Raw genomic sequence first — 20828 nt, forward strand, 5'->3', positions numbered from 1 at the left:
TTAAGTTGCTGCTCTGAGCTTGAGTAACGCAGTACTATTACAGATCGCCGTTACGAAATGCTAGGACAAAGATTACAGCTGGCCCAGCGAGTACAATGAGACCAACAAAAAGTAGTTGAAAAATAACTTCCCAATTGATATTGGCTAAAGCCTCAAACATGCTATCCTCCCGATTGTCTTAAAAAATTCAATAACGTCAAATTGCAAAACCCGCAATCGATCATATCCGGCGAAGGAGCGTCAGATTTAATTTACTTAACAAAATTATAGAAAAAAACACAAAAATGTAAGATGAGGGGCTAGGGAACGAGGGAAGGGGGACAAGGAGGACAAGGGAGACAAGGAAGACAAATGACTATTGTACAGACAAGGGTTCATCGCGTCTCTGACCATTGACCATTGACCATTGACTATTGACCATTGACTATTGACAATTATGACAACTTGGCAATGTATTAAGCAATGTGGAGCCTGCTGTAATCTTGACCCAGCAGATCGTCCAGAGATAGAAGATTATCTGACACCCGCAGAACTCGAACTTTATATGAGCATGGTGGGTGAAGGCGGATGGTGCGTGAATTTTGACCACATAACGCGAGAATGTCGCATATACGCCAATCGTCCCCGTTTTTGCCGCGTTGAAGCGGAAATATTTCAAGATATGTATGGTATTGAGCCGGAAGAGTTAAACGATTTTGCCATTGATTGCTGTCGCCAACAAATAGAAGGGGTATATGGCGATCGCAGTTTGGAACTGATCCGCTTCAACAAAGCCGTCGGTTTTTAACCAACTCAATTGTACAGACGCGATTAATCGCGTCTCTGGCAAATCTACGATTCATCGTGTCTCTTGCAAATATATGATTCATCGCGTCTCTGGCAAATATACGATTCATCGCATCTCTTGCAATTTATTACAACAATCTGAGAAAATGAGAAGAATATGAAAACAATCTAGAAATCAAACTACTGCCCGTGAAACTTGATTCTGCACCACCAAGCCTTTCTAATATCTCTCAGCCTGAAAATCAGCTAGAACTCAAAGACAGTAAAGATATTAACCTCACAACTGCAACCCTTGAGCCGCTTCAGCCTGTAATAGCCGATAGTCCCAAAAAGCCAGAATCAGTAGCGATGATTTTTGGTACTACCTTCATCACCATTTTTCTCGCAGAAATTGGAGATAAAACTCAGTTATCAACCTTATTGATGAGTGCAGAATCTCACGCGCCTTGGGTAGTGTTTATGGGTTCTGCAGCTGCATTAATCACCACCAGCTTATTAGGAGTCCTCTTAGGAGGATGGATCGCCACTAAGCTAAGTCCCAAAACCGTAGAGAAATCAGCAGGTGTAATGTTATTGTTCATTTCCATCATGCTGTTTTGGGATGTATTGATTGGTTAATAGTCATTTGTCAGAGACGCGATGAATCGCGTCTGTACAAGTCATGTGTCTTTCTTGTCCCCCTTCCTTCCTTCCCTGAAATAATATGGATTGGCATCTTTTAGGACTAAGCTTTATTACAGTTTTTTTATCAGAATTAGGCGATAAGAGCCAGCTAGCTGCGATCGCACTTTCTGGACGCAGTCAATCGCGGCGGGCTGTGTTTTTTGCTACTGCTATGGCTCTAATATTAACTAGCTTATTGGGAGCATTAGCTGGGGGAGCCGTTGCAGAGGTTTTACCCACAAAGTTATTAAAAGCGATCGCGGCTGTAGGATTTGCTATACTCGCCGCACGCTTGTTATTTTTTAACGATTCCGAAGAATCAGCATAGTCAATACAAAACTCGCAAAATAATTACCATATATCGATTAGGGGGCACAACAATGTTGTACCCCCTAATTTTGGTTAATTTTATTGAAGATAATCGCTTAAGATTGCAATCTTAAGCTTCCTGTTGCCAGCAACAGTTTAAAAGCAAACCACCAGCTATCAGTTTGATAACTTCCAATAGCCAATAACTACCGTGGAGCAAATTCATCGCTGCAGGAATAGTAGTTTCCGCATCAAATGCATTGAGATGTAAGCCAATCGCACTCATCTGTGGCGTTAAAAAATAAGTATCAAGCAACGCTATAACTAACAGCAGTACAGATAAAATAATACCCTTGTGCCGCCAATTGACATGGGTTTGGCTTAAAGCTAGTACACCAGTTAATACTACAGCAGCCGACAATAATTCCACACGATTAAAATTCCAAAAAAGCACATAGCCAACTGTAGAAAAACTAGCTTGAGTCATCATGCCAGAAATGTAAAGGCTAGGCATAATTACCCAATCTAAAAGTAGGCTAGCACCCAGCCAAAAGCCCAGAGTTAATAGGACAGCAGGTCGCCAAAAAGACTGCTTGAATTGAACGTTAGAAATAGTAAGCATAAGAATAATTGCTGTGTTGTATTTCTAGTGTCGAGCTGTAGGCATGAGTTTGACAACACTTATCAATTATCCTTTACAAACTAATTGCAACCGGGGATAAAAACAGCAAGATTATTGAGTTTTATTACTTAAAGCTTCAATGTAATAATTTTATTTAAAATAGCGTATTAGTCATTGGTCATTTGTCATTTGTCTCCCTTCTCTAGCCCCTAGCCCCTAGGGCGTGTTTTCAAACTCTAAATTAGACTTAATTGTAGGTTGGGTTGAGGAACGAAACCCAACATTTACGTCACTTCGTTGGGTTGCGCTTGGCTTAACCCAACCTACTTTTGGAGTTTGAAAACAGTCCCTAGTCTCCCTTCCCTAGCCCCTAATCCCTAGTCTCTTCAAGAACGTGGCGGGTATGAATGAATTCATCTGCTGGAGATATTTGAAGTACATCTTCTACTTTTTCCCGAACTCTACTCTTGATAGGTTGAGCCGGATTACCTGCATAAACGATCATTGGTTCTAAAGAGCGCCCTGTCACTCCCCCTAAGGCCAGCACTGCGCCTCGTCCAACTGTCACCCCAGGGCCAATTATCGACTTAGCTGCAATCCAACTACTTTCTTGAATGTGAATCGGTGCAGGAATCAGTTTAAAATCTGGATGATACCAGTCATGGTTACCCGTGCAGAGATAGACCCCTTGCGATAGACATACATGGCTTTCAAGAATTACGGGCGCAAGGTTATCAATCCAAGCGTTTTCTCCAATCCAAACAAAATCACCCACAGTCAAACGCCAAGGAAACTTCACTCGCACGCCTGGTTTAATGCGGACTTGTTGACCAATGCTAGCGCCAAAACTGCGAAGTACCCAAACCTTGAGAGTTGAAAAAGGTAGCCAATTACTCTCAACTATAGGTGAACCCAAAAAGTACCACAATAGTTGTTTCCAGTAAGGTGCGCCAGGAGTATAACTGCCAAGAGAATATTGATCTAAATGCATAAAATCAGTTATTTAATATTGGGATTGAGACTAGCTCCAGTACGTCCTGAAACAATCCATAAAAGGGAACGCCCCATATCTCGCAAGATATGAGGGATTGATTCGCTAGGTTGCTTGGAAGGAATAGAAATAGAGGTAAAAGTAATGCCTTGGCTACCTAGAACTAAAATGGCAATTGATGCTGCTCTAGGCATGTGAAAATCGGAGGTAATTAAATATAGATGCTGGATATGACGTTGTTTAAACTCAAAAACCAGAGAAGTAAAGTTAGTAACTGTGTCAACAGCACGATAGTCAAGGTGAAGACGACTGTTAGGTATATCTGCGTTGCGGAAAATTTTTCGCGCTAGCTTTGGGGGTAAACCACTAGAAACCCAGATGTCTAGAGTGGGATGTATTCGGGCAAATTGGGCAGTGAATTTTTCTCTATCTAAACCGCCACCAAGGGTAAGAATAGCTTGAGGGTAGGGGGCTTGGTAGGATGCGATCGCAATTCGCAGAGGAATTACACTCAACAACACCACAATCATAGTGGCTAAGGTTAATAGCCCATATTTTCTGATTTGTCTATACAACTGTTATGTCCTGGGAAAAAAGCTAAATTTCTTCAGGATTAATCCCCATTTCTCGCAGTCTTTGCGCTAATTTACCAGCCTTTTGTTCTGCTTGTTCTGCACGTTGACGTTCTTGTTCTGCACGTTGACGTTCTTGTTCTGCACGTTGACGTTCTTGTTCTACTAACTCACTTCCCCAAGGTAATAAATTACCAGATTGATCCCACCAGCGTAGCCAGTAGCCTTCTAATTCTGCTTTTTTCCCCATCCACACCCCTAAAAATAAACCCAAGGCTTCGATCCAAAAGCGTCCGTTTTCATCTGGGGATTGTTGTTGATACTTACCCTGCTCTAATAAATGAGTTTCTAATACTCCAATTTGCGGATGAAAAATTACATAGACAGGAATTTTTAAAATCTGTTCGTAAAAGTACCACTTACCATAAGGATAGTGGGGATTAATTGAATATTCTCCTCCCTCTGTGGCGGAGATAAATTCCATGACTAAAGCTGGCTTGTCTCCTTCTGTATAGGGAGTATAGCTGCGGCGAATTTCTCCTGAAGGTAGGGGATGAACCGATGGCACATAAACCCAATCCGGTGCTTTAACGATAGTTTTATCACCAACTGTGGCACAAATACCAAAATTAGAAGCAATCAAAATTGATTCGAGAATCAAACCTGCTAATTCAAGGGATTCTCGCAGGGCGGCGGCTAACAGGGGTTGCAGATTACTTTCCACAGGTTCATCGGGCAAAGGAAAATCAGCAGGTAGTTTCTGCCAGGTAATCGGGGGTAAGGCATTTGCCGGGTGACCTTGTAGAACTGTCATGGTCTGATTTAGGCGATCGCTAGCAGGGTCGATTTTTTTATTATACAGACTTGAATTAGGGAACTCCAAAAAATAAATTATCCAACTTGTAGGGGCACGGCATCTACAAACTTTCGGTATTACCGATATTTTATCGGTGCCGTGCCCCTACCCCCGTGGGTATTTTTTTAATTGGAAGTCCCTTAATTAAAGGCGGGATGAGAGCGATCGCTATACTATGTAGCTATGGTTGATTGAGAACTCAAAAGTGGAAAATACAAACATTGAAATTGTATTTCTTGTGGAAGAAGACCCCGAAGGTGGTTATACAGCAATAGCCCAAGGTCAATCAATTTTTACTCAGGCTGACGATTTGGTTATTTTAAAAGAAATGGTGCGGGATGCTGTTCGCTGCCATTTTCCTGACCAACAAAACCGTCCTCAAGCGATTCGGCTACATATTGTCCGTGACGAGGTAATAGCTTCATGAAGCTACCACGAGATTTGTCTGGTGAGGATTTAGTCAAGTTATTAGCTCGTTTTGACTATGCGGTTGACCGTCAAACTGGAAGCCATATTCGCCTGACAACTCAATTAAAAGGTGAACATCACATCACAATTCCCGCTCACGACCCACTGAAGGTAGGTACCCTAAATGCTATTTTACGGGATGTAGCGGAACATCTTGGTTTCAGTCGTGATGAACTACTCTCACAAATCTTTTGCGACTAGTACATGTATGATGTGTTAGCTCAGAGATCGCTTCAACCATTGGTTGAGGACAGAGGCGATCGCTCTTTTTACAGGGATTAATACTGAGTGATGCGAAGATGTCACTGATATTGCACCGATTTCTCAGTTGGTGTAGCAGAATCATGTTTTAACTTTTCCGCCTCAATGAGATGAATTGCCAACAGAACTTCTGCTAATACACGTTGGAATGCATAATAACAACCGCGCCAGCCATCGAGGATTCCGCCCTTAAGGATTAGGCAGTAGAACAAGATAATAATGGGTGCAAGAATTTTTTGTTTACGAATGCGATCGCCTAAACTGAGTTTGCTGTTTGGTGTCTCTAGTAATTTTTTAGCTTCAATTACCATGTAGCGATCCTGTGCCCATAACCAACGACTTAAGGATTTGCGATCGTCATGATAAATGTAACTATATAGTAATTTACAGTTACCCTCTACACTAACACGGTGAGCATGACCATCTTGTTTGTAATGAGCTTTTGTTCTTTTATATAGAACCTTACGGGGCGGGAGTAAAGTCCCATGTAATGGCTTACCAAAAATACAATACCTGAAATTGATATTATAACTGTCTACATTTGTCTCTAATGGTAGTGCTTCAATTTCATCAATTAACTCATCAGTTAAGATATAATCAGCATCTAAAGATAGTACCCATTCAGATGTTATTTTTTCTAATCCATAATTACATTGAGATGCAAAGGAATCAAACTTCCTTTGATAAACTTGTACTTGAGGATAAGACTCTAAAATTTCTAAAGTCTCATCTATACTATAGCTATCAATAACAATAATTTTCTTAGCCCAGGTGAGGTGCTGAAGATTGTTATTAATATTTGCTGCTTCATTATATGTAAGAATCAGAGGAGTAATTTCTTCTAGCATGAGAGATTTATGACAATTGATTATTTAAACTAAATTTTTGTGCTAGAACATAACATTGATTTCCAAAAATAGGGAAATCCACCTGAAAACATAAATTTGATGTTTGTATAGTTCTCTGATGTTAGTAGATGATTCATTGTGGCGACAGAAAAGAACTTTATATGACCACCATCCCAGAGACTAGTGTAGTGTTTATCCATCTTACCTGAAACAGCAAGTCCTAAATTCTTCAATAGACCCGTCCAAAATATAATCCAGGCACAAAAAAGTGATAGAAAGTAAAATTAGCAGTCTACCACTCTGATTTAAAATGTGTATTGTCTTAGATTATATCCAAAAATACCCTGATAGAACAAAGCAGATTTTGGGCATTAGTCACGAACAGTTTCAAGCGCTACTTCAATCAGCTTTAAAAGAACATATAAAAATCCAGAAGGAAAAAGAAAAGCAAAAAGTAAGGATTAATTATCCTGGGGGAGGACGGAAAGAATTATTATCAAATTCCGAGCAAATATGTCTATGTCTATTTTATCTCAGACAAATACCAACCTTTGAAATACTAGGAATGTTGTTTGGTGTATCTAAAAGCGAAGCTCATATGAATTTTCATTATTGGAGGAAAATTATCCGAGTAATTCTCCCATCCAGTTTACTAGAACAACTTGAGGATAAAGAAGGAGATTTAATGATTGTACAAGAAATATTGACGAATTTTCAACTCTTAGTAGATAGCCTAGAACAGCCTATTAATAGACCATCTGACAACGAAAAGCAAAAAAAGTTTTATTCGGGAAAGAAAAAAACAGACTTTAAAAAGTCAATTAGTAGGTTTGCCATCGGGCAAAGATATAATTGATGTAGAAGTAGGATTTTCTGGTCCCACATCAGACATCAATTTATTTAGAGAACAACAGAAAAAATTTAATGCCGAACAAGAATTCGAGGGAGATAAAGGATATCAAGGAGGTAAGAATATTACAACTCCTCATAAGAAAAAAAGAAACCTGCAATTAAACGAACAACAAAAAATAGAAAATAAAATTCTGTCAAGCAAACGTATATTTATAGAACATTTAATCAGACTCACGAGAATTTTTAAAATAACTTCACACAGATTCGGGCTGAACTCAAATATCTATCAAGAAATAATTTTAACAGTTTGTGGTCTGGTTAGGCTACGAATTGGTACTTTAGTTTTAACGAGGTAATTAGGATTAATAAAAATTAGCGATAGCCTTGAATGCATAATTTCATTTTTTGGCTCTAAACTATCAGTAACGATATCAAACCCTAATTGTTACGTTTAAAGAGAATCTGCAAGGATTGGTCTCAAAGCCTTGTAAATATTGGCTTGCAAGTTTTAGGACGGGTCTAATACCAACAACCTCATAACCATGCTGTGCAATAAAATTACTTAAACTGCCATTACCACAGCCAATATCTAAAATCCGAAGCTTTTGTTGATTTGTATATCTTGGTAATATAGTTTCAGATATCATCTTGATTAGGGGTTGCTTTAGATAAGCATGATGATGTCCGGATTGATGAGTTTGATAGTAATACTCGTACTTGGTACTAGTGAAAGTCATATTTTAATAACTCCAGATTCGTGATTAATTTCACCCACAGCATCAATAGGTTTGTTCTCAATAATATTTGTGTAGACTTGTTTCATTTGTGATGCAATATTTTCCCAGGTATACCTTTCAAAAACTAATTTACGAGCGCGATCGCCCATAATTTTTGCTTCTTCTGGATTAGTTAAACAATCAATTAAAGCATTTGCGATCGCATCTGAGTTAATATCGACTACATGAGCAGCTTTAGCAGTTGCTGCTTCGGGAAAATTACATGCAGTGGTAATCACACAAGGTAATCCTGATGCCATTCCTTCTAACACAGACATACTAAAACCTTCAGAATAGGAAGGAGCAACATAGATGCTAGCAGCTGCAAGAGCAGCATATTTCAGAGAATCTGTTAGCATTCCCGTAAAAGTCACAGCATTCCTACATCCAGCCTCGATAAAGTAGTTGTCAGCCGTTGGTAAAAACCCTATATTATCAGGACCAGCAACAATTAAATGAATATCAGGAAATTTTTGATATGCTTGGGCAAAAGCTGTAGCTAATAAATCTAACCCCTTTTTAGGATCGATTCGTCCTAAAAATATAATTAATTTTTTATTACACGTTTGAGGAAACTGTTGATAAAAAATATTAGGGTTAGGTAGTGATTCAAAATCTTGCTTATGAATTCCATTGGGTATAATTACTAATGGTGTTTTCAAATCGAGATGTTTAATACTTTCTGCCTCACTAGAAGCTAACGTTTGAATAGAACTTGCTTTTTGTAAAGCTGGTTTTTCTAAAGCCAGAAAATAAAGATTTTTTTTCCATGACTTATAAGCCAAAGCCCAAGGTTCTAGCATACCTCGTGGAGTAACGACGTAAGGAATTTTATTAATTTGGCATGACCAGTATACAGGTAAAACTGGATAAGAAAAAATAGCATTGGTATGTACTAATTCATAGTTAGTAATATTGTTTAACAACCAAAATGTCAAAGAAAAACTTAGTTTGTAATCTAAAAAATTCCAATAAGTAAAATATTTTATTCGATAATTTTTTTCTTTGATCCAAGTCAATAAAGGTACATCTAAAGATTGAGAACCGTTAGCATTAGTAGTAACAATATCAACGTTAATACCTTGTACCCCAATTGATTCAGCTAGCTCAATAACACTTCTTGATGGACCACCATAAACCTTTCCTAAAGCCGGAACAACTATTAAAATCTTCATACTAATATTCTAAAAAACATTTTTTGTATGTTATCTTTATGTGGAACTTTATCCAGGAAGCGATATGCTAGATAACCAGAAAACTGTCATTCAAAATTTCTTCAATAAAACCTCAGCTATATATTCAAATTATTTCGATATGGAGAAAAAATCGGGGACAATTTTTAATTTTAATAAACGCAGGGAAATTATTACTGAATTATCTTCTCAATTTTCAGGTAGATTATTAGATTGTGCAGTAGGAGATGGTAAAATCACAGCTAATGTTATTCAGTCTGATAATTTTGAGGAAGTAACTTTAGTTGATATATCAGGAAAAATGCTGGAATTAGCTTATAATAACTGCAAAAATAACTTTTCCAACCTGATAAATATAAAATGCTTTAATTTAGACATTTTTGAATTTATAGAGAATACAAGTTCGGCTCAAGAATATGACTTAATTATTTGTTCAGGGTTAATAGCTCATATTCCTAACACACTGGAACTTTTAAAATCTTTAACAAATTTATTATCTAAGGATGGAAGAATAATTTTGCAAACCACATTGTTGGATCACCCAACTACGCAAGCAGTAAAACTATTGACAGAAAAACGGTATTTTCAGAAGAATGGTTACAAAATATTGTATTACAAAACAAAAGATATTGTAAAAATTTGCCAAGAAGCTAATTTAAAAATTGAATCTATGGAAAAATTTTCTATAGGTTGCCAATTTCTAGATAATATACTTCCTCCTCAATGGAACTTTTCAATAGAGGCTAGGTTTGAAAAGCTATCGAAATATATTGGCTCTGAGGCAATTTACTTGTTACGTAAATAGATTTCAGTTTGTTTATAGATCAGACTTTAATAGTCTGATCTATTGCGTTAACAATCCCTGAACCAAATTTGTCAATAGAAAAATTTTGATTTATATGTTTTAAAGCTGCTTGACTGAGTTGATTAAGGTTATATTTTCCTTCAGTGACACTAATCATCAAGTTTATTAACTCAGATGGGCAAATAGGATCAAAACCAAAACCATTAACACCCTCAATGATTAAATCTGCGTAACATCCACAACGATTAGATACTAATACAGGTAAACTAGCTGCCATTGCTTCATTTACTACCAACCCCCATTGTTCTTGAATGCTGGCATGAATAAAGCATTTTGCATGAGCAAAGTAGGGAAGTAATTCATCTTGTTGCAAAAACCCTGGAAGATAAACATGATCATTTAACTGTAATTGATTAATTTGATTTTCGATTTGTGGTCGAAGTTCGCCATCACCACATAATACTAAATCCCAGGCTGAATCACTCAATTCATTACGGTAGCAAGCATAAGCTTCTAAGATAAAAGGAATATTTTTTTTAGCAACAAAACGATTAATAGTTAAAAAATATGGTTTATTTAAAGGGGGTGGTAAAATTTGAATTTGGTTGGCTTGAAAAACTTTATTATCAACAACATCATATCCCCAGGTAATTAATGATGAATTCATACCCAGTTTTTGCAAATATGTTTGATGTGACTTTCCACCCACAAGAGCTGCATCGTAATTATGTATTATTTGTTTTTTAAACAATTCTTTATGCAAAATTCTCGTAACATCATCTTCTTTAGATTCCGAAAGTAGAATTAAAGTTTTTTTATTCAACTTACCCCACAAAAAAGCAGCTATCATTGCTGGTTCACTATAACCTGCTATAGCTAAAACATCAGGTTGAGTTTTTGATAGTGTTTTAAGAATGTTTTGAATTAGAAAAAGTTTTCCAGCTTTCTCATAGGTAGAACTTTGGCAAATAGTAATTAACTCAAAAGCAATATTTTTTAGAGAGGCTTGCCAAGGATATTCTTCTCCTGAACGAGCTAATTCAATCCCAAAAACATTCCATCCTCTAGATTGGCAAGCGTGATAGGCGGATTCTACTCTAGCAATATGATAAGGGCCGTAATTAGCAAACAAAATTGCTATTTGCAGGTTATTAAGAGTGTAATTCATCATTATAGTAGCAATGCTGAGCAGCAATTCTCTGTACTCGGCGACGCTCAAGGCGTTCCAAATAGCGGACAATAATATAACCAAAAATCATAGGCCAAAGGACAAGCAGAGTAATATCTCGTCCCAAGTTAGGTGTAATCCCCAAACCTACTAAGAAAAGTGTCAGTCGTAATATCGATGCTCGCTGGCTCCAGAGGTTTGCTAGAAAAGCAGCCCAAAGTGCCATCAATATAGCGGGTGCAATCGGTCCCAACCAAGAACCAAAATTTATGACACCACGCCCAATTAATCCGGCAGCAATTGTTGCTGTAATACCAGTACTAGGATTTCGTAGAAGATTGTATTCATGTCCTAAAAGAGGTTTATCAGCCCAGAGAAATCGAGGAATGATGTTAAGAGCTTCCGCTACATAATCCATGCCATACATTAAAGTTAACCGCCCTTGTTCGTAAAAGTTATTGATATAAAATAATTCCTCAGCCATATTTAAGCCTAGATGCTTAGTATTGGAATTGAGAGTCACGGTACCCTGAAAATAAGTATCAATTCCCGTATTACGTAAGCTAATGGCGATTAACATCAAATAATTAATAAAAACAAATAGTCCTGCTGAAATTGCTGCTTTTATCCACCATTTTTGACGGGAAGTTAACACGTAAGCCATATATGCTGGCATGGCTACAGCAAGAAACACATTTCTTGCGCCAGAAAGATAGAAAGATGGCCAACTGATAGCAATCACCATCAAATTGATTACCTTTGCTTGAAATTGGCGTTGAAAAAAAAACAGCACGCCAAACATTGCACAGATCAGGGTGTAAATGTATCCAGCCATAGATACTATGAAATCAGTCTCAACTCCTACTGCACCTCGACTCCACATTTTGGGTGCCCAGCGACCGCCTCGGGGAAATAAAGCTTGTAAAAAATCCCAATTTAAGCGACTGAAACCATAAATCAACAAAAGTAGCCAAATAATCAGCAAAATTTGCAGTATCCGATTAGGATTTAGGGTAAACCAGTTGAAGTAAGTTACGTGAGATAGAGATTTTTGTAGCCTGTGGGTAAAGTATGGCAGTAAGCAACGAAAGACAATCAGAAAAAGGCAGATTTGATAGTAGCCTTGCTCTATGATGGAAGTTGGAAAAATGGTTAACCGTTCAGGAGTATAAAAGACTTCAGTGAAGTACCACATGCCAGTGGTTAGATAGGTTACCAGCGCAGGGATAGCCCAACTGTTGTATATTTTGCTGAATGCCTCCACAAACAGCACGAGCAAAAGGATTGCTGCAATATAATAACTAAAAGGAATTTCGAGAGTTGGAGGCATAGTTAGAGTCTTAGCAGGTGTTATGCGAGAGTGTCGAGTGTAAATTCTTGATTAATTTGAGAATTTTGCGCCAAGGGTATCAGCTTTTGTGGAAAATCAAGACAGAATTTTAGGACAGTGGCGATCGCCTGCGGTAAAATAAAAGAGATACAAATAGCTACCGTAAAAAAGAAATACTCGTAAAACGTTTTCAATATTTATTGAATGAAACTACATTTCATTTAAAATTTTTAGCAAGCGTTGTCCATATTTATCTAAGGTATACTCATTTGCTCGTTTTAAAGCATTTTGAGACATTTGCCTACGTAATTCAGGTTGACGTGCTAATAACTCTATCTTCTGGACGATCGCTTCAGGATTGCGAATCGGCACAATAAATCCGTCGATACCATCTCGAACTACACTGCCTGCATTGGGAGTACAAATCACGGGTAGCCCAGCTGCCAGAGCCTCATAAATTACTGTTGCTGAACCTTCACAAATGGAAGGAAGCAAAAAAACATCAGCCCAAGCATAGTGATCGAGAATTTGCGAACGCGGAACAGCACCTATTAATTTGACATGAGTAGTTAGAGCAGATTCAATTTCCGGCTTAGTATTTAAAGGCCCCACCAAACGAAATTTAGCTAATCCTTGTAATTGTTTTGCTACATCTAACACATAGGGCGAACCTTTCCGCAGTCCGACTCCGCCAATAGTTAAGACTCGCAAAGACTCAGCATGAGGTAGGCGTTCTGGAAGCGAGAAACGTAAATCCACTCCATAGGGTAGCACTTGACAGCGTTCTGCTGAACCCCCACAAGCAATAACTCCTTCACGGACAAATTCCGAACCACAGAGGATAATATCTGCTGTCAACCATTCTGCCTGTTCTCTAGCTGAGAATTCAATTAAACTGGAGTTTTCTTTTAAAGGTCGTTCCCAATCTGGAAAATTTTGATATTCCTCTTGCAAGAGTTTATACTCAATTGCTTTGGGAGCAATGGTCTGTTCTGTAATGGTTAGTAGTCCCCGTTGTCGCGCATTTTGTAGCAGTTCTAACCCTGCGGTATTGAAGGTGTAGATGCCAGATGCGTTACCCCATCCTTGCTCTAGGATAAGTTGACAGAAAGTTTTTCCTGCCCAGAGAAAAGTTGCTGTGGTTTCCGCAGGCGATCGCGCTTGTCGGAGTTTTTGAGTATATTCCAAACCAAAGCGGTTAAAAGCGGTGATACGTTCAATGGGTATTTTTTGGGGAACTCGTCCGAGTAGTCGTCTGAGGCTTGGAGGTTGTAAAGACTGAGGAACTAATTGTAAGAGTTGTGGTAAACCTTTGACAGCACAGATATCAGTATATAAATGGTTAAGTAATCCTGCTTGCTGGAGAATACGGGGAATGGCATAGTGCATTCGCGCACCAAGTAAAGCTACTATCCATTGATGAGAAATATCTTTCATTGATTTTTTGGCAACCAAAAACAAGCTTTATCCCCATTTTTTGCTTGATTAAGTTTTGCTGAAGTTGTTCTGATAAACTTCTCGGCGTTGTAACTGAGAATACAAATGCTAATAAATGGTACGGTAGTTGTTCTAGGTTTTTCTCTCATTAAAGTAGCCAAGGGAAATAATTAAGTTCATAAGTAAGATGGCGCGATCTTTCTCCAATTACTCTAGCTGGATTGCCTATAACAATGGAATAAGGCGCTATAGAGCGTGAAATTACTGAACCTGCTCCAATTACAGCACCTTCTCCAATATTGACTCCTGGCAAAATAATTGCGCGATAGGCAATCCAGACTTTATCGCCAATAATGACATCTCCACCCTTGTCTGCAAAGTCTGGGGATTGTGGATTGTGGCCTAATGTGAGAATACTAGCTTCAGGCCCAATAGAAACATCAGAACCAGTTTTAATGGTGTAATGGCGACCGTCTAATAAACATCCAAAGTTAATCACATTGCGATCGCCTAAATATACTTTTCTCCCATTTAAAAATTTACATCCCATCTGTACAGAACTACCATAACCTAGTTGTGCTAAGTAGGCTTTGAGATAAGCTATACGGATCTTACGAGATGGAATATTACTAATAATCTGATTGTAACTATAGTTAAGAATACTCCCCGCAATAATTCTGGGGTTCATAATGTTCCAAAACTTCGGTAGATATTAAGGCTACAAAATGTAAAATTTTGAACTTTAGAAGTTATTAATCACTTTTCCCAAAATCTTTGACAAATAATTTCGGCATTTTTATCCCAAGAATTATCTTGTTCATACTGTTCCCATAGAGGTGGGGCAATCCCATTTAACCATTGCTGTATGCCATCACGAATAGCTTGCCAATCATCTGGTTTAACAAACACCCCCAATTGATATTTTTGAACAACAGTACGCAAGTTTCCATCTCCTGCGGAGGTAATACAAGGTCGTTGATAATTAACTGCTAGATTCAACACACTACTGGCGGAGTGAAAACTAGCACTATAAGTTAATAAAACGGCATCACAAGCATTAAATAGATCGCCCACTTGCGCTTCGGGCAGAAAATCAATTAACCAACGACACCTTTCAGAAATGCCAAGACTCTGGGCTAAATCTTGATAATAAGTGACAGGTTTTTGTGTTGAGGCAGAGACTTTGCCTGCGATCACTAGATAAACGTTGGGAAAATGAGTGATCGCCTTTAATGCCAGATCCAGATTTTTACCATCTCGAATATGACCAAAGGATAGTAGCACCTTTACCTGTTGAGGAATTTTTAATTTTGTCCTAACTTCTTCTATACTGTTTTGATGTTTGGGAAAATGATAGATACCAATCGGAATAACGGTAGTTTGTAGTTGGGGCATAGGTTTTTCTGTATCTAGATTGATGGCTTCATGAACAAAAGCCTCTTTAATGAACGAATACCCACAAGCAATTGACCAACGATGCCACCATAAGGGGCCTACTACATATCCTCTCACTGGGTCATGAATAACAGATGCAAAGGTTACACCCTGTTTTGCTAATTTACACAAGGGAGAAACCCAAAGCGGAGCTAAATACTCTGCATAAGAGCCAAATAAAACATACTGAAAACCTTCGTTTTCAATAGTCTTAGCAAGAATAGCGTAATTTTGCAGAATATTAGCTGCTAAGACTGTTTTTCGCACTAAGGCTAAAGGAAAATCAAATTTACCGATAGAGACTAAAGTTTGTTTGATTGTATAAAGGCTTGTCTTGTCTTTTTTGTAAGCAGGAGAAGTCAGCAAAGTAACCTGAACGCCTCTACGCCCAAGTGCTTGTGCTTGCTCATGTGCATAATCTGCTAGTCCCCCTGACCACGATGGAGAGAAGTAAAGTAAGCGATTCAAGAAGTAAATCCTATAAATATTATTTAATAAGTGAATTTTTCTAGAAAACTAAATGATTTCTTACTGCCAAAGTATCTTTTGATGTTTCAACATATAAATATCCTTTTTCTGACAGCATAGCTCTTGATGCTGAAATTTCACTTTTATCAAGATGAAGACTTTCAAAGTGAATAATACTAGGTAAAAAACCCAAATCTATAACTTTGCGAATTACTTGATAATCATATCCCTCTGCATCTACTTGCAGAATATCAATATCAGTAATTTTATATTTCTCAATAAGAGTTGGCAAAGATATACTTTTAATTTTAATTTTCTTAATTTTAGAAAAGCCATGCTTTGTAACAACTTGTAATTGAAGACTACTTTTTTGAGAGCCATCTTCTATGACAGGGCAATACATAAAAATATCACCATCACAATCTGCTAGAGCAGAATTTTCACATTTAATTTCCGAATAAGAAGAATAGTTAAAGACAAGTTTTTCAAAAACATTAGGTAATGGTTCAAGGCAAATTCCTTTAAGATGAGAACTGTATTTATTAATTATTGGATTGAGAGGATCATTAGTTACACCATCTGATGCTCCTACTTGTAGAAAAAACAGGTTGTTTTTAGTATGAATTAATGATGGTATCGCTATTGATAATAAATTTACGTTAGATTGAGGAATTCTGTAATATCTCATTATATGAAGTCCATAATAATGGAGAACATCAGTCACCATTTTTATCATCATTCTCTTAAACATAGTTAATTATTTCTCCAAAAATAATTAGAATTGTTTACTTTAAAGCAAAATTTAATTTTATTTGATCATTAATATAATGACCATGAATGAAAATTTTTAGTTGCTGTCGAAATTTTGACTTCAATGTTGATACAAACTCATTAGAACAATTTTCATTATGCTGATACACATACATAAGACTTGGAAAATCAACATTTTTCAGAGGTGTACCTTTTGATGAAAAGTAACTTTCCATTTGAGAATGACAAAGAAAACACCAAGGTATTAATTTAAGAGATTGATCGTTTACTATGTCAATTTCTGGTATATGATTGGCATGAATTATGGTAGTAGAACCACATATTTTATCCAAATCTGTCCGATTAACTACTTTTTGATTTTTCCGAAAGTACTGATATCCATTTTTCAGAATAAATCCATTAGAATTATAATTCTCAAAAATATACCTAGTTAAATCTTGGTGGATTAAATCATCTGCATCTAAAACCATAAAATATGTGATATCTCTAGATTTAAGAAATTGATATCCAAGTGCTATTTTTCTATATTTGTCAAGTATCCTATCAAAATCAGAATATCTAGAATAACTACCACCTTTTTTTAAAGGAGGAATTTCAAATTCACTAAATAAAAAATCAATTAAATGATCACCAAAAGCAGATAGATCAGGCCGATCGTGCCCAATAACAACAGCATGGTAATCTTGGTATGATTGATTTTGAATCGACTGAAGAGTGCAAGCTAATAAATTAGATACTGTTTCCCAAGATTTACTTACTTGTTTAGATTTAAGTGGAATAATAATACCTAAAGACATAGTTTTCTGGTAAATTTACTTTTAAAAAGACCGATAGGGTATTGTAATAAAAATCTGTCTAAAATACTCCACTGAAAAATGTGCCTGTGCTCTGGGGACGACATCTCGTGCCTGCGCTTTTAACTCCCTGTCATGCGTAACTGCGTAGTGAATGGCTTGAGCAAGACTAACATAATCTTGATTTTTACATTTGACTAAAGCTCCAAATTCATCTGCTTGATCTGCTAATGTTGTCCCATCAGTTGCAATCACAACAATTCCATTAACCATCGCCTCAATAACAACCCTAGACACGCGCAAGCAATAGGAAAAAAGACGATAAGGTAAAAGCATCACGTCGGTTTCGTGAAGGTAGTTGGGGTACTCACCAGCTTGAAAATAACGATTTAACCAAGTCACATTCGTATGAGTAGACACTAAAGCTTTTTCTGCTTCAAATCCCTCCAAACACTGCAAAATAAATTGGATGTCTGAATCAGGATAAATATTATGAAAATCTGATATCGCCCGATAAAGGATATCACTACCCTTTTCATGCCGTGCAGCACCATAGGAACCCATAACTAATTTTTTTTTAGGTGATGATGACTCAATGGATTCGGTACTCAAAGGTTCAACGGGATGAGGAAAATAGATAAAAGGTACACCACTGAGTGTGGTTAATGCTTTTTGCATAGGGTAAGTTTCAGCCCCTAATATAACCTGTCCACTCTGAACTTCAGGAATTAATACCTTTAATAAAAATCTGAGTAGTCGTGTAGTTAGTGAATCTGTCCACCCATACTTTCCGGTTGCTAAATCAGCATTTACAGGAGCATTAGGAAAAAAAAGAATAACCCGTGTTTGTCTCTTTGGTAGATAATACTTGATTAACCAAGTCCAAGCTAGTAAATGATGAACAAGAATTGTCGGCACGAAGATGACATCATAGTGGTTGTTTTGAGACCAAAATCGTTTAATCGCTCTTACTGTCTCCCAAGCATGAATTGGCAGGCGTAGATAACGAATAAGTGGGTTAGCTCCATCACTCATGCGATGCCAAATCGAAGGAGGAAGCACGGGTAAAGCTTTGAGATATTCTAAAATGAAAGGCTGTGCTTCTCTATCGGCTAAAATAGTTACTTCGTCACCTAATTCCTGCAATCCTCGCCAGAAAGTACTGATATATTCAAACCAGTGACCCTTCTGATCTCGTAGTGCATCTTCAACGATTAGCCAACGAAATGATATATTCTTATTTGTAATCGATTTCATTTGCAATTAATGTTTGGTATTATTTATATGTAATGCCATACCTCAAAAAATTAAACATTCTTAAACCGATAACTTTTCTAGTTATAATTCCTAGATTAGGCGGGGACATATTCATAAACTTATAAACGAGCTTTTGTAATTCCTGGGACTCAGAATATAATTCTGATTTCAGAGCTAACCTATATAGGCTTTCAAAAACACGAAAAATATTCTCACATTGAGTTGGGTTTGGAAACATCTGTTTTTGTTTTAAATAATCTAAATTATGTTCTATTATTTTAGAAACTGATTGAATCCATTTTGCAGGATCACATATCATATTTCTACTATTAAATGTGTGTATTCGATATAAAGCATCAGCATCATCGCACCATACTATATTTGCACCACGCACAGTTGTGAACCAAAATGCAGTATCTTCTGATGATACTTGATCTAATTGTTCAATCCATTTGCGTTCTTGAGTAAGCCAATCGCGACGTACAATTGCCGCATGAAGCGCCCAAGGGGCATAAGCAATCGCAGTCTCTACAATCTTAGAAGTATCACCTTTCCATTGTGTGGGTTGCTTTTCAACTCGTTTTTCTGGCGCTATGTCTTCAAATTCCTGCCACTTACCAACAATAATCTGCACCTTTGTGAGGTTAGCAGCCACTTTGTAGCGATGAGCCAAATAGTCTGGTTCTATGAGATCATCGCTGTCTAAGAAAAGCACCCACTGACCTATAGCAATCTGTAAACCTGCATTACGCGCAGCACCAGGACCTTGCCTATTCGTGAATTCTATGACATGAATTCGGGAATCAAGTTGAGCATACTGATGAGCAATTGAGGGTCCACAATCAGTTGAGCCATTATCTATGATAATCATCTCCCAATCTGGCATTTTCTGACCCCTAACTGAAGAGATCGTTTCGCTTATATAATTACCTTTATTGAACAGTGGTGTGATGATGCTGAAATAAGTCATATCAGAAGTTTTGAAACCGCATCTAAAAAATTTTGCTGTAATTTAACAGGGTTAAACTCTTGCAAAGCTGCTAAACGGGCTTGAGATGCGTAATAATCTTGTTGCTTGCAATTTTGACTGAAATTTTCTAGCGCAGTGATTAAAGTATAGGGAAATTCTTCAGTAATACACAGAGCGCGATCGCCTTTTCGCCCCCACTGTATCGCAGAACAATATTCTGGGCCCCAAATAACTAAAGGCTTACCAAATTGGGCATATTCAGGTAATTTGGAAGGGAAGCTGGTTTCCATACGTCGCCGCAAAGCAGGATCAAAACTCATTACTACTAAAAACGCATCCGCAGAAGCCAACCATTGATTCAACTCATCTCTGGGAGCAAAGTCTAACCATAAACCGCGATCGCGCATTTCAGAGCGAAAATCTGCTGACCAATTGGGGTTAGCTCCTCGAACTTGTACCTGTACCTTAGAATTTTCTTTTGTTATTTGAAGTAACTGGGCCAAAATCAGTCCATATTCTTGCAGATTGCCAAAGTATAAAACCCGTAGCGTAGATGAGAGTTCTTCATCATATTTATTCGGATATTTTGTAGTTAATTCTTCCTTCAGTATCGCAGGGATTGGATAGAGAATCGTACTATTAGGATGTGAACCCAAAGCATTCTTCATACCCTCTGAGACGCACAAAGCTAGGTTAGATTTATGGTAAATTTCCTCAAAACGTTGCTTTATTAATTGACGGCAGGGCGGATGCACATTAGGAATATCAGGCCACCAATCATGAAAAATAGTCACTAATGGTAATTGATTAAGTTGAGCAAATCTTTGTGCTGCCCAACAGCCATCTCCATGAGCAATAGTCAAAACTAATGTTTTACCCTCTTTTGGAGTGCAAAATAGTTTTTGGTGGAAATTGAATAATAGATTATCCCAATAATAACCGTGATTTATAATATTTAAATCATTACTCCAACGATGAAATCGAGTATGTTCAAGTCTTCTAATCAATTTAATATCTAAGCTAGATGCTTTACTTTCTTTCGGATTCGGAACGACTGTAACAGTCCAGCCATCTGTTTGGCTTAAATGACGATATAGCAGTATTTGACCAGCACTAGTAGGTTGAGGAGCGACAGAGGAAATCACAATAATTTCCGGCTGCTTCATATCGTTATGTTGAGTAGAAGTCATGCTCAGT

At 37.4% G+C, this 20828-nt stretch carries 27 protein-coding genes; 8 read left to right on the forward strand and 19 right to left on the reverse strand.

From position 1 onward, the window contains the following. Positions 1 to 37: 37 nt before the first annotated feature. Entirely contained in the window at positions 38 to 160 is a 123-nt protein-coding gene (gene psb30, locus AACW45_RS01205; protein ID WP_096642123.1) for a photosystem II reaction center protein Ycf12/Psb30, read from the reverse strand. Positions 161 to 436: 276 nt separating this feature from the next. On the opposite strand from psb30, the gene AACW45_RS01210 reads away from it, so the two are divergent. The 3 genes from AACW45_RS01210 (at position 437) to AACW45_RS01220 (ending at position 1777) form a co-directional block, all read left to right on the forward strand. Further along, positions 437 to 787, forward strand: a complete 351-nt coding sequence (locus AACW45_RS01210; protein ID WP_096642124.1) for a YkgJ family cysteine cluster protein — start codon at positions 437 to 439, stop codon at positions 785 to 787. Positions 788 to 975: 188 nt separating this feature from the next. Then, positions 976 to 1404: a TMEM165/GDT1 family protein gene (locus AACW45_RS01215; RefSeq protein WP_190626858.1), complete on the forward strand. Its 429-nt coding sequence runs from the start codon at positions 976 to 978 to the stop codon at positions 1402 to 1404. Positions 1405 to 1489: 85 nt separating this feature from the next. Next, complete coding sequence (locus AACW45_RS01220) at positions 1490 to 1777, forward strand: TMEM165/GDT1 family protein (protein WP_190626861.1); 288 nt, start codon at positions 1490 to 1492, stop codon at positions 1775 to 1777. 111 nt (positions 1778 to 1888) lie between these two features. Here the strand turns inward: AACW45_RS01220 and AACW45_RS01225 are convergent, their stop codons facing one another. The 4 genes from AACW45_RS01225 to AACW45_RS01240 all read right to left on the reverse strand — a co-directional run bounded on the left by AACW45_RS01225 (position 1889) and on the right by AACW45_RS01240 (position 4757). Then, positions 1889 to 2380, reverse strand: a complete 492-nt coding sequence (locus tag AACW45_RS01225; protein ID WP_190626863.1) for a DUF4149 domain-containing protein — start codon at positions 2378 to 2380, stop codon at positions 1889 to 1891. A 370-nt stretch (positions 2381 to 2750) separates the two neighbouring features. Further along, positions 2751 to 3371 (reverse strand): WcaF family extracellular polysaccharide biosynthesis acetyltransferase, encoded by a 621-nt coding sequence (locus AACW45_RS01230; RefSeq protein WP_190626866.1) that lies wholly within the window; start codon positions 3369 to 3371, stop codon positions 2751 to 2753. A gap of 8 nt (positions 3372 to 3379) precedes the next feature. Further along, positions 3380 to 3901 (reverse strand): YdcF family protein, encoded by a 522-nt coding sequence (locus AACW45_RS01235; RefSeq protein WP_190627481.1) that lies wholly within the window; start codon positions 3899 to 3901, stop codon positions 3380 to 3382. A 67-nt stretch (positions 3902 to 3968) separates the two neighbouring features. Continuing rightward, on the reverse strand, positions 3969 to 4757 hold the full coding sequence (locus tag AACW45_RS01240; RefSeq protein WP_190626869.1) for a Uma2 family endonuclease: 789 nt from the start codon (positions 4755 to 4757) through the stop codon (positions 3969 to 3971). 247 nt (positions 4758 to 5004) lie between these two features. Here AACW45_RS01240 and AACW45_RS01245 point away from each other — a divergent pair, with 247 nt between their 5' ends. Next, positions 5005 to 5226: a 2-oxoisovalerate dehydrogenase E1 subunit beta gene (locus AACW45_RS01245; RefSeq protein ID WP_190626871.1), complete on the forward strand. Its 222-nt coding sequence runs from the start codon at positions 5005 to 5007 to the stop codon at positions 5224 to 5226. Next, a complete protein-coding gene (locus AACW45_RS01250; RefSeq protein WP_190626873.1) occupies positions 5223 to 5468 on the forward strand; it encodes a type II toxin-antitoxin system HicA family toxin in 246 nt (81 codons plus the stop codon). The genes AACW45_RS01245 and AACW45_RS01250 overlap by 4 nt, the downstream gene beginning before the upstream one ends. 101 nt (positions 5469 to 5569) lie before the next feature. Here the strand turns inward: AACW45_RS01250 and AACW45_RS01255 are convergent, their stop codons facing one another. Further along, a complete protein-coding gene (locus AACW45_RS01255; RefSeq protein ID WP_190626876.1) occupies positions 5570 to 6376 on the reverse strand; it encodes a glycosyltransferase family 2 protein in 807 nt (268 codons plus the stop codon). Between the two features lie 310 nt (positions 6377 to 6686). Between AACW45_RS01255 and AACW45_RS01260 the strand changes: the two genes are divergently transcribed. Continuing rightward, positions 6687 to 7232 (forward strand): helix-turn-helix domain-containing protein, encoded by a 546-nt coding sequence (locus AACW45_RS01260; RefSeq protein WP_242045432.1) that lies wholly within the window; start codon positions 6687 to 6689, stop codon positions 7230 to 7232. Then, on the forward strand, positions 7162 to 7584 hold the full coding sequence (locus AACW45_RS01265; protein ID WP_313933719.1) for a transposase family protein: 423 nt from the start codon (positions 7162 to 7164) through the stop codon (positions 7582 to 7584). The genes AACW45_RS01260 and AACW45_RS01265 overlap by 71 nt, the downstream gene beginning before the upstream one ends. Positions 7585 to 7659: 75 nt before the next feature. On the opposite strand, the gene AACW45_RS01270 is transcribed toward AACW45_RS01265, so the two are convergent. Next, complete coding sequence (locus AACW45_RS01270; protein ID WP_190626878.1) at positions 7660 to 7965, reverse strand: class I SAM-dependent methyltransferase; 306 nt, start codon at positions 7963 to 7965, stop codon at positions 7660 to 7662. Then, on the reverse strand, positions 7962 to 9179 hold the full coding sequence (locus AACW45_RS01275) for a glycosyltransferase (protein WP_190626880.1): 1218 nt from the start codon (positions 9177 to 9179) through the stop codon (positions 7962 to 7964). Before AACW45_RS01275 ends, AACW45_RS01270 begins: the two co-directional genes overlap by 4 nt. Before the next feature lie 40 nt (positions 9180 to 9219). On the opposite strand from AACW45_RS01275, the gene AACW45_RS01280 reads away from it, so the two are divergent. Next, entirely contained in the window at positions 9220 to 10002 is a 783-nt protein-coding gene (locus AACW45_RS01280; protein WP_313933698.1) for a class I SAM-dependent methyltransferase, read from the forward strand. Positions 10003 to 10021: 19 nt separating this feature from the next. Here AACW45_RS01280 and AACW45_RS01285 read toward each other — a convergent pair whose 3' ends face one another. From AACW45_RS01285 to AACW45_RS01335, 11 genes are all read right to left on the reverse strand, one after another. Next, positions 10022 to 11173, reverse strand: a complete 1152-nt coding sequence (locus AACW45_RS01285) for a glycosyltransferase family 4 protein (protein ID WP_242045433.1) — start codon at positions 11171 to 11173, stop codon at positions 10022 to 10024. Continuing rightward, the gene (locus AACW45_RS01290; RefSeq protein WP_190626882.1) at positions 11154 to 12500 is read right to left on the reverse strand and encodes a hypothetical protein; all 1347 of its coding nucleotides are present in this window, start codon (positions 12498 to 12500) and stop codon (positions 11154 to 11156) included. Before AACW45_RS01290 ends, AACW45_RS01285 begins: the two co-directional genes overlap by 20 nt. A 20-nt stretch (positions 12501 to 12520) precedes the next feature. Further along, positions 12521 to 12694, reverse strand: coding sequence for a hypothetical protein (locus AACW45_RS01295; RefSeq protein ID WP_190626885.1), 174 nt, complete (start codon positions 12692 to 12694; stop codon positions 12521 to 12523). 16 nt (positions 12695 to 12710) lie between these two features. Continuing rightward, positions 12711 to 13937 carry a glycosyltransferase family 4 protein gene (locus AACW45_RS01300; protein ID WP_190626886.1) on the reverse strand — a complete coding sequence of 409 codons (1227 nt, stop codon included), beginning with the start codon at positions 13935 to 13937 and terminating at the stop codon, positions 12711 to 12713. Positions 13938 to 14085: 148 nt separating this feature from the next. Beyond that, entirely contained in the window at positions 14086 to 14625 is a 540-nt protein-coding gene (locus tag AACW45_RS01305; RefSeq protein WP_190626888.1) for an acyltransferase, read from the reverse strand. A 68-nt stretch (positions 14626 to 14693) separates the two neighbouring features. Further along, a complete protein-coding gene (locus AACW45_RS01310) occupies positions 14694 to 15839 on the reverse strand; it encodes a glycosyltransferase family 4 protein (protein ID WP_190626891.1) in 1146 nt (381 codons plus the stop codon). Between the two features lie 40 nt (positions 15840 to 15879). Continuing rightward, a complete protein-coding gene (locus AACW45_RS01315) occupies positions 15880 to 16590 on the reverse strand; it encodes an FkbM family methyltransferase (RefSeq protein WP_190626893.1) in 711 nt (236 codons plus the stop codon). 34 nt (positions 16591 to 16624) lie between these two features. Further along, on the reverse strand, positions 16625 to 17407 hold the full coding sequence (locus tag AACW45_RS01320; RefSeq protein ID WP_190626895.1) for a hypothetical protein: 783 nt from the start codon (positions 17405 to 17407) through the stop codon (positions 16625 to 16627). Between the two features lie 21 nt (positions 17408 to 17428). Further along, positions 17429 to 18661 carry a glycosyltransferase gene (locus AACW45_RS01325; RefSeq protein ID WP_190626897.1) on the reverse strand — a complete coding sequence of 411 codons (1233 nt, stop codon included), beginning with the start codon at positions 18659 to 18661 and terminating at the stop codon, positions 17429 to 17431. 19 nt (positions 18662 to 18680) lie between these two features. Next, positions 18681 to 19631, reverse strand: coding sequence for a glycosyltransferase family 2 protein (locus AACW45_RS01330; protein ID WP_190626898.1), 951 nt, complete (start codon positions 19629 to 19631; stop codon positions 18681 to 18683). Next, positions 19628 to 20821 carry a glycosyltransferase gene (locus AACW45_RS01335; RefSeq protein WP_190626900.1) on the reverse strand — a complete coding sequence of 398 codons (1194 nt, stop codon included), beginning with the start codon at positions 20819 to 20821 and terminating at the stop codon, positions 19628 to 19630. The genes AACW45_RS01330 and AACW45_RS01335 overlap by 4 nt, the downstream gene beginning before the upstream one ends. Positions 20822 to 20828 lie beyond the last annotated feature (7 nt).

Origin of the sequence: Calothrix sp. FACHB-168 (assembly GCF_963889195.1) — a bacterium.
GTDB lineage: Bacteria > Cyanobacteriota > Cyanobacteriia > Cyanobacteriales > Nostocaceae > Aulosira > Aulosira anomala_A.